The organism is Prosthecodimorpha staleyi (assembly GCF_018729455.1).
Classification (GTDB): Bacteria; Pseudomonadota; Alphaproteobacteria; order Rhizobiales; family Ancalomicrobiaceae; genus Prosthecodimorpha; species Prosthecodimorpha staleyi.
On record NZ_JAHHZF010000009.1, the window covers coordinates 214710 to 228068 of the forward strand.

14 protein-coding genes are annotated in these 13359 nt (G+C 68.8%); 1 reads left to right on the forward strand and 13 read right to left on the reverse strand.

All coding sequences use genetic code 11. The features are described from left to right. The 8 genes from KL771_RS18915 to KL771_RS18950 all read right to left on the reverse strand — a co-directional run bounded on the left by KL771_RS18915 (window position 1) and on the right by KL771_RS18950 (window position 7149). Window positions 1-747 carry an SDR family NAD(P)-dependent oxidoreductase gene (locus KL771_RS18915; protein ID WP_261970078.1) on the reverse strand — a complete coding sequence of 249 codons (747 nt, stop codon included), beginning with the start codon at window positions 745-747 and terminating at the stop codon, window positions 1-3. Next, entirely contained in the window at window positions 744-1595 is an 852-nt protein-coding gene (locus KL771_RS18920) for an SDR family NAD(P)-dependent oxidoreductase (RefSeq protein ID WP_261970079.1), read from the reverse strand. The genes KL771_RS18915 and KL771_RS18920 overlap by 4 nt, the downstream gene beginning before the upstream one ends. Next, window positions 1592-2302, reverse strand: a complete 711-nt coding sequence (locus KL771_RS18925; RefSeq protein WP_261970080.1) for an ABC transporter ATP-binding protein — start codon at window positions 2300-2302, stop codon at window positions 1592-1594. Before KL771_RS18925 ends, KL771_RS18920 begins: the two co-directional genes overlap by 4 nt. Continuing rightward, window positions 2295-3068: an ABC transporter ATP-binding protein gene (locus KL771_RS18930; RefSeq protein ID WP_261970081.1), complete on the reverse strand. Its 774-nt coding sequence runs from the start codon at window positions 3066-3068 to the stop codon at window positions 2295-2297. Before KL771_RS18930 ends, KL771_RS18925 begins: the two co-directional genes overlap by 8 nt. After that, the gene (locus KL771_RS18935) at window positions 3061-3987 is read right to left on the reverse strand and encodes a branched-chain amino acid ABC transporter permease (protein ID WP_261970082.1); all 927 of its coding nucleotides are present in this window, start codon (window positions 3985-3987) and stop codon (window positions 3061-3063) included. The genes KL771_RS18930 and KL771_RS18935 overlap by 8 nt, the downstream gene beginning before the upstream one ends. A gap of 4 nt (window positions 3988-3991) precedes the next feature. Next, entirely contained in the window at window positions 3992-4894 is a 903-nt protein-coding gene (locus tag KL771_RS18940) for a branched-chain amino acid ABC transporter permease (protein WP_261970083.1), read from the reverse strand. A 231-nt stretch (window positions 4895-5125) separates the two neighbouring features. Beyond that, window positions 5126-6340 carry an ABC transporter substrate-binding protein gene (locus tag KL771_RS18945; RefSeq protein ID WP_261970084.1) on the reverse strand — a complete coding sequence of 405 codons (1215 nt, stop codon included), beginning with the start codon at window positions 6338-6340 and terminating at the stop codon, window positions 5126-5128. A 47-nt stretch (window positions 6341-6387) separates the two neighbouring features. Next, the gene (locus KL771_RS18950; RefSeq protein ID WP_261970160.1) at window positions 6388-7149 is read right to left on the reverse strand and encodes an SDR family NAD(P)-dependent oxidoreductase; all 762 of its coding nucleotides are present in this window, start codon (window positions 7147-7149) and stop codon (window positions 6388-6390) included. 29 nt (window positions 7150-7178) lie between these two features. On the opposite strand from KL771_RS18950, the gene KL771_RS18955 reads away from it, so the two are divergent. Continuing rightward, window positions 7179-7964 carry a GntR family transcriptional regulator gene (locus KL771_RS18955; RefSeq protein WP_261970085.1) on the forward strand — a complete coding sequence of 262 codons (786 nt, stop codon included), beginning with the start codon at window positions 7179-7181 and terminating at the stop codon, window positions 7962-7964. Window positions 7965-8129: 165 nt separating this feature from the next. On the opposite strand, the gene KL771_RS18960 is transcribed toward KL771_RS18955, so the two are convergent. The 5 genes from KL771_RS18960 to KL771_RS18980 are packed head-to-tail and all read right to left on the reverse strand — an operon-like array spanning window position 8130 to window position 13035. After that, the gene (locus KL771_RS18960; protein ID WP_261970086.1) at window positions 8130-9809 is read right to left on the reverse strand and encodes a nucleotidyltransferase family protein; all 1680 of its coding nucleotides are present in this window, start codon (window positions 9807-9809) and stop codon (window positions 8130-8132) included. Further along, on the reverse strand, window positions 9806-10462 hold the full coding sequence (locus KL771_RS18965; protein WP_261970087.1) for a glycosyltransferase family 2 protein: 657 nt from the start codon (window positions 10460-10462) through the stop codon (window positions 9806-9808). The genes KL771_RS18960 and KL771_RS18965 overlap by 4 nt, the downstream gene beginning before the upstream one ends. After that, window positions 10459-11475 (reverse strand): hypothetical protein, encoded by a 1017-nt coding sequence (locus KL771_RS18970; protein WP_261970088.1) that lies wholly within the window; start codon window positions 11473-11475, stop codon window positions 10459-10461. Before KL771_RS18970 ends, KL771_RS18965 begins: the two co-directional genes overlap by 4 nt. Continuing rightward, window positions 11472-11903: a PqqD family protein gene (locus KL771_RS18975; protein ID WP_261970089.1), complete on the reverse strand. Its 432-nt coding sequence runs from the start codon at window positions 11901-11903 to the stop codon at window positions 11472-11474. Before KL771_RS18975 ends, KL771_RS18970 begins: the two co-directional genes overlap by 4 nt. Next, window positions 11893-13035 carry a glycosyltransferase family 4 protein gene (locus KL771_RS18980; RefSeq protein ID WP_261970090.1) on the reverse strand — a complete coding sequence of 381 codons (1143 nt, stop codon included), beginning with the start codon at window positions 13033-13035 and terminating at the stop codon, window positions 11893-11895. The genes KL771_RS18975 and KL771_RS18980 overlap by 11 nt, the downstream gene beginning before the upstream one ends. Window positions 13036-13359 lie beyond the last annotated feature (324 nt).

Below are 13359 nucleotides of genomic sequence, written 5' to 3' on the forward strand. Positions count from 1 at the left end.
TCAGATCCCCATGCCGCCGCCGAGCGACTTGCCGCCGTCGACCAGCAGGGTCTGGCCGGTGACGAAATCCATCTGCGGCGCGGCCAGGAAGGCGACCGCATTGGCGATGTCATCGGGCCGGCCGGCCTTGCCGGTCGGCTGCAGGGCAAGCTGCGCCGCCATGCGCTCCGGCGTCAGAGCCTGCAGGAGCGGCGTGTCGATCAGGCCGGGCGCCACGGCATTGACCAGGATGCCGCGTGCGGCGAGTTCCATGGCCATGGCGCGGGTCAGGCCGACCACGGCGGCCTTCGAGGCGACATAGTGGGCGTGATTGCGGGCGCCGAGGAAGGCGCGCGAGGCGATATTGACGATCTTGGCGCCGGGCAGCATGCGCCGCGCGGCGGCCTGCGAGAGCGCGAACAGGGCGACCAGATTCACGTCGTACATGCGCCGGAAATCTTCCAGCGACAGGTCGAAGAAGGCGCGTTCGTCGAAGATGCCGGCATTGTTGACCAGCGCCGCGAGCGGGCGTTCCGCGGCCGCGAATGCGGCGACCGCGTCCGAATCCAGGAGATCGAGCACCACCGCCCGCGCCCGGCCGCCGCCGGCGACGATCTCCCCGGCGGCACGTTCGGCCGCCGCACCGTCGCGGTCGAGCACGACCACCTCGAAGCCGTCGGCGGCCAGCCGGCCGGCAATGGCGCGGCCGATGCCGCGCGCGGCGCCGGTCACGACGGCGAGGGGAAGAGGCTGGAGTTCGGTCGTCATGGGCGGTTCTGCTGTCCAGAGGCGGGTGGGGGCGGGATGGTCCGTGAGGCGAAATCGGTGCCGTGGCGCGCGGTCAGGAAGCCGGCCGTCAGCCCGCCGTCGACCTCGACCACAGCCCCGTTGACGTAGGAGGCGTCCGGTCCGAGCAGGAAGGCGATCACGGCGGCGACCTCCTCCGGGCGGGCGAGCCGACCAAGCGGCGTGCGGTCGAGCATGACGCCGTCGAGAAAATCGGGCGGAATGCCGTCGCGGATCATCGGCGTATCGACGCCGTTCGGCGCCACCGCGTTGACCCGGACGCCGCGCCCGCCCCATTCCAGCGCCAGCGTCTTGGTCAGCCCGACCAGGCCCCATTTCGAGGCCGCATAATTGGCCCGTCCGGGCTGGCCGCCGCGCGCCGTGATCGACGCGACCGTGACGATCGCGCCCTCTCCGCGCGCGAGCAGGACGCGGCCGACGGCCCGGCAGGTGTAGAAGACGCCGGTCAGGTTGATGCCGAGGACATCCGCGAAGGCGGCGTCGGTCATCTCCTCGGCGCGTGCCGCGCGGGCGATCCCGGCGCAGGGGACTGCGCCGTCGAGCCGGCCGAAGCGCTCGACGGTCTCGGCCACGAAGCGGTCGGTGGCGGCGGAGTCCCGGCTGTCGAACCGGCCGGTCAGCACCGCCGTGCCCGCCGCCTCCAGGTCCGCGGCGAGGGCGGCGAGGCCGTCCGCGTCGAGGTCGGCGGCGGCGATCGCCGCGCCCTCGGCGGAAAGCCGGCGGGCGACCGCCGCACCGATGCCGCGGGCCGCGCCGGTGACCAGATGGACGCGCCCGTCCAGGCGGCGTGCAGGGGCGGCGGCGCTCATCCGATATAGGTCCTGCGCACGGAATCGTCGTGGCGCAGGTCGGCCGAGCGGCCTTCCACGGCGACTTCGCCATTCTCCAGGATGTAGGCGTAGCTCGAGGCGGCCAGCGCCACCGAGGCGTTCTGCTCGACGAGCAGGATGCCGAGCCCGTCGGCATTGAGCCGGCGGATGATGGCGAAGATCTTCTCGACCAGCACCGGCGACAGGCCGAGCGAGGGCTCGTCGAGCAGGAGCAGCCGCGGCCGGGCCATCAGCGCGCGGGCGATGACCAGCATCTGCTGCTCGCCGCCCGAAAGGGTGCCGGCCTTCTGCTGCAGCCGCTCCTTCAGGATCGGGAAATAGTCGAAGGCGCGGTCGATATCCTGGCGGATGCCGGTGCGGTCGGAGCGGCCATAGGCGCCCATCTCCAGATTCTCGCGCACGCTCATGTCGCGGAACACCTCGCGGCCCTCGGGCACCTGCGAGATGCCGGCGCGCACGACCGCGTGCGAACTGGCCCGCTCGATCGGCCGCCCCTCGAACAGGATCGAGCCGGCGGTGACCGGCACGAGCCGCGAGACGGCGTTGAGCGTGGTGGTCTTGCCGGCCCCGTTGGCGCCGAGGAGCGCGACCACGGCCCCGTCCGGAACCGAAAGGTTCACCCCGGCGATCGCCTGGATGCGGCCATAGGAGGCGGAAATGCCGCGGATTTCGAGCAGGTCAGCCATGGAGCGCGGTCTCCTTGCCGAGATAGGCCTCGACCACGGCCGGGTTCGACTTCACCTCCTGCGGCGTGCCCTCGGCGATCTTGGTGCCGAAGTTCAAGACCGTGACCCGGTCGGAAATCGACATGACCAGCTGCATGACATGCTCGACCAGCAGGATGGTCAGGCCGTCGCGGCGCGCGAGGTCGGTCAAGAGGCCGTCCAGGATGGCGATCTCGCGATTGCGCAGGCCGGCGGCGGGCTCGTCGAGCAGCAGCAGGCGCGGCCGGATGGCGAGCGCGCGGGCCAGTTCGAGCAGCTTCTGGTGCCCGAAGTCGAGATTGCAGGCCTTCGTCTCGCGATAGGCGCCGAGCCCGGTGCGCTCGATGATCCGGTCGATCTCGGCGGCCAGATGCGGCGGGCGCGCGGACAGGCGGTCGCGCAGCGAGGCGCCGCAATGGCAATGCGCGCCGATCAGGATGTTCTCGTAGACGGTCAGCTCGTTGAAGAGCTCCAGATTCTGGAAGGAGCGGGCGATGCCGAGACCGGCCATGGCCGAGGAGGGCAGGCGGGTGATGTCCTGCCCGTCGAACAGGATGCGCCCCGCATTCGGCCGGTAGAGGCGCGAGATGCAGTTGAAGGTGGTCGACTTGCCGGCGCCGTTCGGCCCGATCAGGGCGTGGATGGTGCCCGGTGCGACCGCGATCGAGAAGTCGCGCACCGCGACGAGACCGCCGAAGGCGATGGTCAGATTCTCGACCGACAGGAGAGGGGTGCGGGCCTCAGGCATGCCGCGCCCCCCGGAAGCGGTCGGCCAGGAAGGCGAACAGACCTTTCGGCGCATACATCATGAAGAGGATCAGGATCGCCCCATAGGCGATCTCCTGGAAGGACGGCGCCTGCCGGAGCAGTTCCGAGATCAGCCCGAAGGCGATCGCGCCGCCGACTGCCCCGCCGATCGAGCCGAGACCGCCGACCACCACCATGGTGAGGACCAGGATCGTGGTCTGAAAGCCGAGGCTGTCCGGATGGATATAGGTCGAGAACAGGGTGAACATGCCGCCGGCGATGCCGGCGAAGAAGGCCGAGATGCCGAAGGCGACGACCTTGGTGCGCTGCACGGGCACGCCCATCGCCTGCGCGGCGATCTCGGATTCCCGCACCGCGCGGAAGCTGCGGCCGAGCCGGGCGCGCGCGACGATCACGGTCAGCACCAGCATCGCGACCGCGGTGGCGACGACGAACGGATAGGCATCCTTGTCGGTCACCAGCTCCAGCCCGAAAAGCCGGGCCGGCGCGATGCGCAGGCCGTTCGGCCCGCCGGTGACGGCATTCCAGTTCAAGAACACCCACTGCATCGCCTCGCCGAAGGCGAAGGTGGCGAGGGCCAGGTAGATGTCGCGCATGCGCAGCGCGACCATGCCGATGACGAAGCCGATCGCCGCGGCAGCAAGGCCGCCGATCAGGATGGAGACCGGGAAGGGCGTGCCGAAGCTGGTGCCGGCGATGCCGGCGGCATAGATGCCGATGCCGTAGAAGGCGGCATGGGCGAGCGAGAACTGGCCGGTCTCGCCGATCACGATATGCATGCCGAGGCACAGCACCGTGAAGGTGAGCAGCAGATTGGCCAGGTAGACCACATAGCCGGTGGTCACGAGCGGCAACGCGATCAGGATCGCGGCCGCGACGGTGAGGGCGACGAACCGCATCGGCTCAGACCTTCTTGATGGCGACGCGGCCGCCGAACAGGCCCTGCGGCCGGACGATCAGCACGAGCATGATGGCGACGAAGGGCGCGACCACGATCGCGCGCGAGGAGATGAAAAGTCCGACCAGGTTCTCCGCGATGCCGATGACGAAGCCGCCGACCACCGCACCCGGCAGGCTGGTGAAGCCGCCGACGATGGCGGCCGCGAAGGCCATCGTGACGATGCCGCCCATCTCGGCGGTCATCAGGATCTTCGGCGAGATCAGCAGGGCGGCGATGGCGGAGACGACGGCCGACAGGCCCCAGACCAGCATGTGGATGCGCTGCAGGTCGACGCCCATCAGGCGGGCAGCCTTGGGATTCATGCCGACCGCGCGCATCGCCCGGCCGACCTTGGTATAGGCAAACAGGCAGAAGAGAACCGCCATGACCGCGAGCGCGGTCAGGAAGATCGCGACGTCGAGCCGGGTGATGCTGGCCTGGCCGATCATCACGCCGTCGGTGGAAACGAGCGCCGGAAAGGAGCGCGGCGTGTCGCCGAAGCCGGTGCGGCGGACGAGGCCCTTGAGCACATAGGAGAGCCCGAGCGTGGCGATGACCAGGTTGACCGGGCTGCCGCTCGCCCGGGAGACCTGCGTCAGCACCACGCGCCGGAACAGCGCGGCTCCGGCGAAGGCGACCACCAGGGTCAGCGGTACGGCGAGCCAGACCGGTGTCGTCTGGAAGACCAGCAGGAACAGCGCGCAATAGCCCGCCGCCATGAAGATCTCGCCCTGCGCGAAGTTTGGCACTTCGGAGGTCTTGAAGATCATCACGATGGAAAGTGCCAACAGGGCGTAGACGCTGCCGACGACCATGCCGGAGACGATGCCCTGCTGCAGGAAGAGGTAGATGAGTTCTGTGTCCATCGATCGCGCGGGTCCTGGCTCAGGCGTGGCATGGACGTGCGACGGGGAGGCGGCAGCGCAGAGGCCTGCGCTGCCACCGGAAGGCCCGGCGCGGGGAGGTGCGCGCCGGATTCCGGTCCCCGGGGAGGCTTGGAGCATCATCCGATCTGAAGGGATCGGATGATGCTCTGCATGTTTTTGGTTGCGCAAGCTTCTTCCGATCAGGGCGAGCCGCTCTGGTCGGATCTTGCTCTAGCCCTTGAACTTCCAGCGGCTGGAATAGACGCCGGGCTGCAGGGTCTGGTTGGTGCCGTCGAACTTGATGAAGATGGTCGCCTTGTTGGCGGCCCGCTCGCTCGGCCCGAACACGACCGGACCGGCCATGACGCCGGAATCGAAGTTCAGAGTCTTCATCGCCTCCAGGACCTTCTCGCGGGTCGGGTTCGGCCCGGCCGCCTGCAGGGCCTTGACGATGCTCATCGCGGACGGAATGCCGTAGGGCATATAGGCCTGCGGATGGTCCGGCTTGGCGGCCAGATCCGGATAGGACTGCTTGTACATGTCGTAGACCCACTTGATCTTGGGTCCGCCCGGCAGGTCGGCGAGCACGTCCTGGACGTAGAAGTTCTTCAGGGCGTCCGGGCCGCCGACATTCTGCATCAGCTGAGACAGGTTCGCGGTCCCGGTCACCGACAGGATGATCGGCTTGTTGAAGCCCATCTCGGCCGCCTTCTTGATCATCAGCGCGGCCGGGCGCGCATAGGTGACGATCAGGAGGGCATCCGGGTTGGCGGCGCGCAGCTTGAGGAAGGGCGCGGTCACGTCGTTGATGGTCGGATTGACCGATTCCACGGCGAGGTCGACCTTCGAGGCTTCCGCGTCGGCCTTGGCGCCTTCGAGATTCCAGGCGCCATAGGCGTCGTCGTGGTTGACATAGGCGACCTTCTTGGCACCGAAGGTCTTGGCCGCGAAGTCGATCATCGCGCCGCCGACGGCATATTGCGAGATCGAGAAGGCGCCGAAAATATAGTCGGTCGGCGGATAGAGCGCGCCGTCACCGGATGCGTTGAGCATCACCAGAGGCACCTTGTTGCGGACGACATATTCCTTGGCGGCCACCACGGCGGCCGAGCAGGAACCGCCGTTCAGCATGAAGACCTGGTCCTGTTCGACCAGTTTCTTGACGGCCGCGACGAGATCGTTGGCGTTGCAGCGGTCGTCTTCGAGGACGACCTCGATCTTGCGGCCGTGAATGCCGCCTTCCTTGTTGATCTTGTCGTAATACATCTTCGCCGCATTCGCGACGTCGAAACCATAGGCCATGTTGGCGCCGGACAGGGGCGCGAACATGCCGATCTTGATCGTGGTCGGCGTCAGGCCGGGCTCCTGCTGGGCCGCGGCCGGGCCGGTGCCGAGCAGCGCCGCGGCCAGGCCGGCGGCGAGGGCGGTACTCTTGATGACGGTCATGCGTTTCCTCCGTGCTTGCTTCAATTTCATCCGGCTCTTCGGGCCGGTTACTGCATGCGGTAGCCGCCGTTCACGTCGATGGTGCAGCCGGTGACATAGGCCGCATCGGCGGAGACCAGGAAGGCGACGGCGCCGGCGACATCCCCGGGCGTGCCGAGCCTGCCGAGCGGGATACCGGCGGCGGCGCGGGCGTCGTCGGCGGGGTCGAGCGACAGACGCAGCATCGGCGCGTCGATCAGGCCCGGCGCGACGGAATTGGCGGTCACCCCATAGGGGGCGAGTTCGCGGGCGAGACCCTTGGTCAGCCCGATGACGGCCGACTTGCTGGCGATATAGGCGCTCGACGAGCGATAGCCGCCGAGCTGGGCGGCGACCGACGACACGGTCACCACGCGGGCGCCCCGGCGCGGTTCCGTCACCCGGCGCGCATAGGCGCGGCAGAACAGGAAGGTGCCGGTGGCGTTGACCTCCTGCGTGCGCTGCCATTCGTCCAGCGGCGTCTCGGCGACGGCGTTGCGGTTGCCGTCGGGCCGCAGCATCAGGATGCCGGCCGCGGTCACCAGCACGTCGATCGGTCCGAGAGCGGCCTCGGCGGCCGCGAACGCGGCTTCGACGGCCATCTCCTCCGCCACGTCGGCGCCGATCCCGACATGTCCGGTGCCCGGCAGGGCGGTGGCGAGGCCCACCGCCGCCCCGGCGTCGCGATCGACGACCGCGACCGTGAAACCGTCATCGGCCAGGCGCCGGCAGATCGCCGCGCCGATTCCTCCGCAACCGCCCGTGACGAGCGCCGTCCGGCCCTTCCCCATCTGCACTGCGCTTCTCCCAGAGCGTCATTTTGGATAAATTCTATGAGGGAAAGCCCTATCCGGTCAATCTTGTTGCCGAGGATCCGCAAATAATTTATCCAAAGACCATGAAGCCGCCCGTCACCACGACAGCCGCCGAACTGGTCGCCCTGCTGCGCGAGCGCATCCTCGCCGGCGAGTTCGCGCCGGGATCGCGCATGCATCAGGTGCAGTTGTCTGAATCCTTCGGCATCTCGCGGACGCCGCTGCGCGAGGCGCTGGCGCAGCTCGCCAATCTCGGCCTGCTCGTCTACGAGCCGAACCGCGGCTATGCGGTGCGCGGCTTTTCTGTCGGCGAAATCGATGCCGCCTTCGCGGTGCGCGCCCGTCTGGAGGGGCAGGCCTGCGGCCTCTGCGCCCGCCGCGGTCTCGGCCGGGATGTCATCGCACGGTTGGAGGATTGCATCCGCCGCGGCGACCGCGTGCTCGGCAAGGGGGAGCTCGATCCGGAGGATTTGGCGCCCTACAGGCAGATGAACGTCGAATTCCACGAGACGATCCTGCAGGAATCGCGCAATCCGTTCCTGCTCGACTTCGTTCGCCAGTGCCACAACGTGCCGCTCGCCTCGGATCGCGTGTTCGATTGGCGCGACCACCGCGTCATCCTGCGCTCGCACGACGACCACCACCGCATCCTGCACGCCATCGCCGACCGGGACGCCGAGCGCGCCGACGCGCTGATGCGCGAGCATGTCCAGTTCGCCGGACAGGTTCTGATGCGGATGCTCAAGGAGACGAGCGCCGTCCTGGCCGCCGAACCGGCCCCGGCGGCTTAGAGCATCATCCGATCTGAGTGGATCGGATGATGCTCTGCATGTTTTTGTTTGCGCAAGCTTTCTCCGATCAGAGCGAGCCGCTCTGATCGGACCTTGCTCTAGACACGGCCCCGGCGGACGGAACGCAGCGGCGCGGTGAAGTCGGAGCGCAGTCCCTTCGGCGCCCTACCAGCGACGGCCTTCCTGGCGGCCATGGTTGAGGTAGTGATGGTAGGGATCGACCTCGTGCTCGAACAGGTCGGCATAGGCGAGGACATAGGAGAGCCCGTCGAAGCCGACCGGAAGCGCATCGTTCTGGCGGTCCGGGGACGCGGCCATCTTCTGCCGGATTCGGCCGAGCTTGGCCGCCTTGCGCTCGTCGCCGTTCAGGATGTCGCGGGCGAGGCCGCCGGGGGGCATCTCGCTCAGCCGTTCGACGAGCCTGTTCGGGTCGAGGATCTCGATCCGGCTTGCCGCGATGGTACGGCGGTGGTGCAGGCTGTCGCGGCGCTCGTCGGCATAGCGGACGGGACGGATGGCGAGCTCGACCCAGGCGCCGTGCAGCATATGGGCGCGGATCGGCAGCAGCACCGCCGTACGGCCGTCATCGCCGCCGCGGGCGATCTCGTGGCCGTTGGCGAAGACGCGGAAGCCGGGATTGGGGCCGCTGGCGTGGTTCGGGCCGAGAACCAGCACCAGCCATTGATCGGCACGCGCCGGCAGCGGCAGCAGCAGGCGGGCATCGGCCCGGTCGGCCCAACAGCAGGTATGCTCCGGTTCCGGCCAGCCCCAACCCGGTCCGCCAACCGCATCGACCGTGGCGCAATCGCGCAGATCGATCTTGTCCTGCGTGGCGGCGAGCGGTTGCAGCGGGCGCGACAGGGGACCGAGCCAGCGCAGCAGCGGCTTCTCGATCGCGGCGGGATGCCCCAAGGCCGTCCACAGCCGGTAGAGCCGCGGATAGCGGACCAGACGGTCCTCGCGTTCGAGCGGCCAGTGCGGGGTCGACACCGAGCCGGTCAGGGGCGGCAGGGCGGTGTCCGCTCCCAACTCCTGGAGCGTGTTGCGCATGATCTCATAGGTCCCGCCGACCTGCGCGCGTTGGGCGATGTCCAGGAACCGGGTGCGGTCGATGTGTGCGAGCCAGTCCGGCGCATCGGCGATCATCTGCATGACATCGGAGGAAAGGCCGTGCGCGGCATGGCGCAGGGCGGCGAGCAGCGAGGCTTCGGGCGAGGGGACGAGGACCGGCAGGCCGCGAAACTCGACCGTCCGTGCCTCCCGCCAGACGGCGTCCTCCAGCCAGGCCTCACGCGGATCGTTGGAGACGCGCCAGTGCAGGTCGATGTTGCCGGCGCCTTTGACGAAGTTCCAGCTCTCGCGCCGGATGCGCACGCGCGAGCGCAACGCCGCCCAGGTCATCCCGTAGCAGGGCTCCCAGCCCTCCGCCTTCAGCACCTCCAGGGCCCGATCGAGGGCGGATTCCCACACGGTGATGTCGATATCGCCCATCGTCCGCCGGGCAAAGGACTTGAACTGCAGGCAGTGGGTGAAGCCCTTGGAGACCAGCACCGGCACGCCGGCGGTGTCGAGCGCCCGCAACACGCCATGGGCGGCGGCGGCCAGAATGCTGTTCTGGGTGAAGGTGGCCCGGGCCGTGCCGATCAGCTTCTGCGGCAGCGGCGGCACGGGGCGGATGCGCGCGAGCCGCGCATGCACGGCCGGCAGGATGCGCAGTTCCGCGTGCGGGGCCGCCTCCATGGCGATGGCCGATGACCATTCCTGCCATGCGGCCAAGGCCTTGGCGTCTTCGCCCGCGAGGGCCGCCGTCAGCAGCAGGCGTTCCCTTGCGGAGAGGGGATTCATGACCCGTTCCGTGCCTTGTGATCGCGCAGAATCTGGAACAGATCGCTCATGGCCTTGGGTCTGCCGGTCATGCCCATATTGCTGTCATGGATGCGCCGTTGCAGCACCAGCGCATCGATCGGCGCAAAGCGAATGCCGGCATGGCTGGCCCTGGCGGCCCAGTCGATATTGCTGCCATGCGTGATGTCGGTCCGGAAGGGGCCGATCCTGTCGGCGATCGAATGGTGCAGCAGGCTGGCGGTGATCAGCCGCGCGGGCTGCGGCTCCCCCAGGGGACGCAGCGCGGCGTTGCAATTGACGGCCCGGCCGAAGATCCATTCACCGGCACCGGCATCGGCCGCCGCCCAAAGGGCCCGCATACGGCCTGCCGGCCAGACGTCGTCGCAGTCCACATAGGCGACCCACGTGCCGCGCACCTCGGTGAGCGATTGGTTGAGAGCCTGCGGGTGGCCTTTCGCGCGTTGGCGCAGGATGCGCGGGGCCAAGGCGTGGCGGCGGGCGATCGCGACCGTGTCGTCGGTGGAATCGCCGTCGAGGATCAGGATTTCCATGCCCGGCAGCGCATTCAGCGCGATGCTGTCGAGCGCCTCCTGCAGGTAGCGCGCGCCATTCTCGACGCACATGACCACCGAGATCATCGGAACGTCGCTCATGGTCCCTCTCCGATCGCATCGCGCAGCAGGGCGACCACCCGCGCGAGATCGGGCGCCAGGCGCAGACGATAGACCGGCAGGCGCCGCGCCAGGCGGAGGATATGGCTTGGCGTGCCGGGCGTCCCGCCCATCAGGCCGCCGACCGTGCTCGGCAGCAGCGCATGAATCGCCTCGGCCGGGGTGGCGCGAACCAGGCCGGCCACGCCATCGGCGGCAACCGACGGCAGGATCAGGCAGCGGAGCGGCGCGGAAGCGACCAGTTCCAGTTGGCCCGGCTTGAGGAAGATGACGCCCTTCTCCTCGGCCATGCGGTCCGGATTGACGATCCAACGGCCGAGTTCGGGCAACAGCCGCAGGGTCGATGGCAGGACCTTGGCGGTCCGATAGACCATATGCACCTGGAGGGCTGAGGAATCGACGGCACAATAGTCGTCGCCGACATAGCCGAACCCTGCCAGTGCGGCGGCCAGCGCCGTGGTCGACTTGCCGGATCCGCCGTCGCCGCACAGCAGCGCCGCGCCGCCGCCCCAGGACACCGCCGCGCCGTGCACCATCTGCAGGCCGCGGTCCGCCAGGGCCCAGGAGAGCGGAATGCGGAAGGGCGACGCCTTGGCCCAGGCGGGCAGGGTCGCGATCCGAGGATACCAGATGTAGGCGCGCCGGCCGGCCAGGTCGGCGACGATCAGCGACCGGGTGTGCAGGTCGTAGGCGCAGCGCTGCGTCTCGTCGCTGAACGATGCCACGATGCCGAGCGGCTCATGGGCCGTGTCGTCCCAGGGACGCGGCGGCGGCAGGCGTCCGGATTCGGTCCCGTCCCAGGCGGCGAGCCGCCAATGCGGTGCATCGGTTGCAGTCTCCGGCAGGGCTTCGATCAACGGCCCGGCGTCGCGCGCCGCGACGGTCAGACGGATGCCGGCGGGGCCGATGCCGAAATCGTGCCGCATGCATGGACCGGCCGCCAGGGCATCGGCCTGCGCCCCGGTCGCGGCCAGGAATGCCGCCGGGGCGGTCACGTTCGGTGCTCGGGCGGTGCAAAGGGCCAGCCGGCCTCGCCGACCTCATGGACCGGGTCGAGCTGGATGAGATCCCACATGTCGGTATATTCCGCGAAGCTTGGCGCCTGCCATTCGGTGCGAGGAAGATCGGGCAGGTTCCAGCCCTCCGGCGCCTCGCGATCCGGCGCCTCCCGGATCAGGTCCTTGGCGCGCAGGTGGCCGATGCTGTCGCGAATGCCGGGCAGGATCGCTTCGGTGCTCTGACCGTAGGTGTCGGCGAGATGCGCGGCGGCATCTTCGGCGCGGGCACCCTGGGCGAGCAGGCTCCACAGATCAGCGAAGCTGCCCGAACCGGAATAATAGGCGCCCGACACGACATTGATGATCAGGACTTCCTCGTTCAGCCTCTCATGCGTGACGCGCTGGGCGTCGATATCATAGCGCACGCCGCTTCTCCCCCAGATGATCCGCATAGAACCGGACATAGCCCTCGACGCATGCGTCGTGGCCGAACACGGTGACGATCCGTTCGCGTGCCTTGGTGCCGAGGTCCCGCCAATGGCCTTCGCTGCGGAACAGGCGCAGCAGGGCATCGGCCAGTGCATCGGCATCCTCGCGCGGCACGACAAGGCCGCTCCGGCCATCGATCACGACTTCGGACAGGCCACCGGTATCGGCCACGATCGCCGGCACGCCCATGCGGCCGGCCTCCGCGACGACCAGGCCGAACCCCTCGCGCAGGCGGGACGGGGCGATCAGCGCATGGGCGCGTGCCATCTCCCTCGCGACCAGCGACGGGGCCAATTCGCCCAGAAAGTCGACCCGGTCGGCGATGCCGAGCCGAGCGGCCAGGGCGCGAAAATTGAGCTCCTGCTCGCCGCGCCCGATGATTGCCAATCGGCCGTCGAAGCCGCGTGCGACCGCGATCGCCAGCGCCGTGATGGCGAGATCGTAGCCCTTCTCCAGCTGCAGGCGGCCGACGCAGAGCAGCCGCGCCGTCTCGCCCTGCCGCCACGGTGCGCATCTGAGATCGGTGTCCGGAATGCCGTTGTAGATCAACTGCCGCGCAGACCCGGTCGGCAGGAAGGGAGCGGCGGAATCGAGGCAGGCCTGCGAGACGCCGCTGACCGCCCGGGCGCGGCCGAGCAGACCGCGAACGACCTGTAGCTGATCCTCCGTCTCAAGAGCCCCATGAAGTGAAACGAGATAGGGCAGCGCGCTTCCCTGGGAGAGAAGTCGCTCGACATAATAGGCGGCCGCCTGGGCCACCGAATGCAGGTGCAGGGCGTCCGGTCTCTCCTCGGCGACGATGGCGCGCAACTGCTGCATCACCCGGAGCGGTTCGAGCGCGTTGCGTGACCGGACGGCGCCGGACAGCGGCAGCCGGTAGACGCGCGTCCCGTCCATCTCCTCGCGTGAGGCTAGACCCTCGGCGCATTCGGTCACCACGGCAATCTCGATTCCGCGCTGCCGGAGTGCCGGCAAGAGCGTCCGAAGCAGGATCTCGATCCCCCCGAGAAAGGGCAGGTAGAGCGGCGAAAAGGCCAGGATCCTGAGTCGTGGCGAAGCGATGGTCATACGACGGAGATTCCCAGCGTCATGGTTGTTTGATGACGCAAACCTCACCCATGCGCAAGGGAAGCCCTCGAGCCAAACCGGGCGCGAACCATGGTGCAATACGCCTGAGCGCCGGCACGCGGTTGGGAATACTGCCGCCGGGCCGCCACCCCTCCGCGGCACCGATCGCGGCGGCGGACCTCGTCCGCGACGGCCGATCCGATCCGGTTTGCGCCGAGCGGTCCGGATCGCCGGGCACGGCGATCATGGTTCCGAAACGGGAGGTCCGGATCGCCTCTCCTGCCGGCTTGCGGAGAAGCTCCGATTGGCCGGACCCGTTACTTG

Excerpts from the sequence above, each read along its gene's own strand:
- KL771_RS18915 (WP_261970078.1), bottom strand. The coding sequence starts at position 747 with ATGACGACCGAACTCCAGCCTCTTCCCCTCGCCGTCGTGACCGGCGCC.
- KL771_RS18920 (WP_261970079.1), bottom strand. The coding sequence starts at position 1,595 with ATGAGCGCCGCCGCCCCTGCACGCCGCCTGGACGGGCGCGTCCATCTG.
- KL771_RS18925 (WP_261970080.1), bottom strand. The coding sequence starts at position 2,302 with ATGGCTGACCTGCTCGAAATCCGCGGCATTTCCGCCTCCTATGGCCGC.
- KL771_RS18930 (WP_261970081.1), bottom strand. The coding sequence starts at position 3,068 with ATGCCTGAGGCCCGCACCCCTCTCCTGTCGGTCGAGAATCTGACCATC.
- KL771_RS18935 (WP_261970082.1), bottom strand. The coding sequence starts at position 3,987 with ATGCGGTTCGTCGCCCTCACCGTCGCGGCCGCGATCCTGATCGCGTTG.
- KL771_RS18940 (WP_261970083.1), bottom strand. The coding sequence starts at position 4,894 with ATGGACACAGAACTCATCTACCTCTTCCTGCAGCAGGGCATCGTCTCC.
- KL771_RS18945 (WP_261970084.1), bottom strand. The coding sequence starts at position 6,340 with ATGACCGTCATCAAGAGTACCGCCCTCGCCGCCGGCCTGGCCGCGGCG.
- KL771_RS18950 (WP_261970160.1), bottom strand. The coding sequence starts at position 7,149 with ATGGGGAAGGGCCGGACGGCGCTCGTCACGGGCGGTTGCGGAGGAATC.
- KL771_RS18960 (WP_261970086.1), bottom strand. The coding sequence starts at position 9,809 with ATGAATCCCCTCTCCGCAAGGGAACGCCTGCTGCTGACGGCGGCCCTC.
- KL771_RS18965 (WP_261970087.1), bottom strand. The coding sequence starts at position 10,462 with ATGAGCGACGTTCCGATGATCTCGGTGGTCATGTGCGTCGAGAATGGC.
- KL771_RS18980 (WP_261970090.1), bottom strand. The coding sequence starts at position 13,035 with ATGACCATCGCTTCGCCACGACTCAGGATCCTGGCCTTTTCGCCGCTC.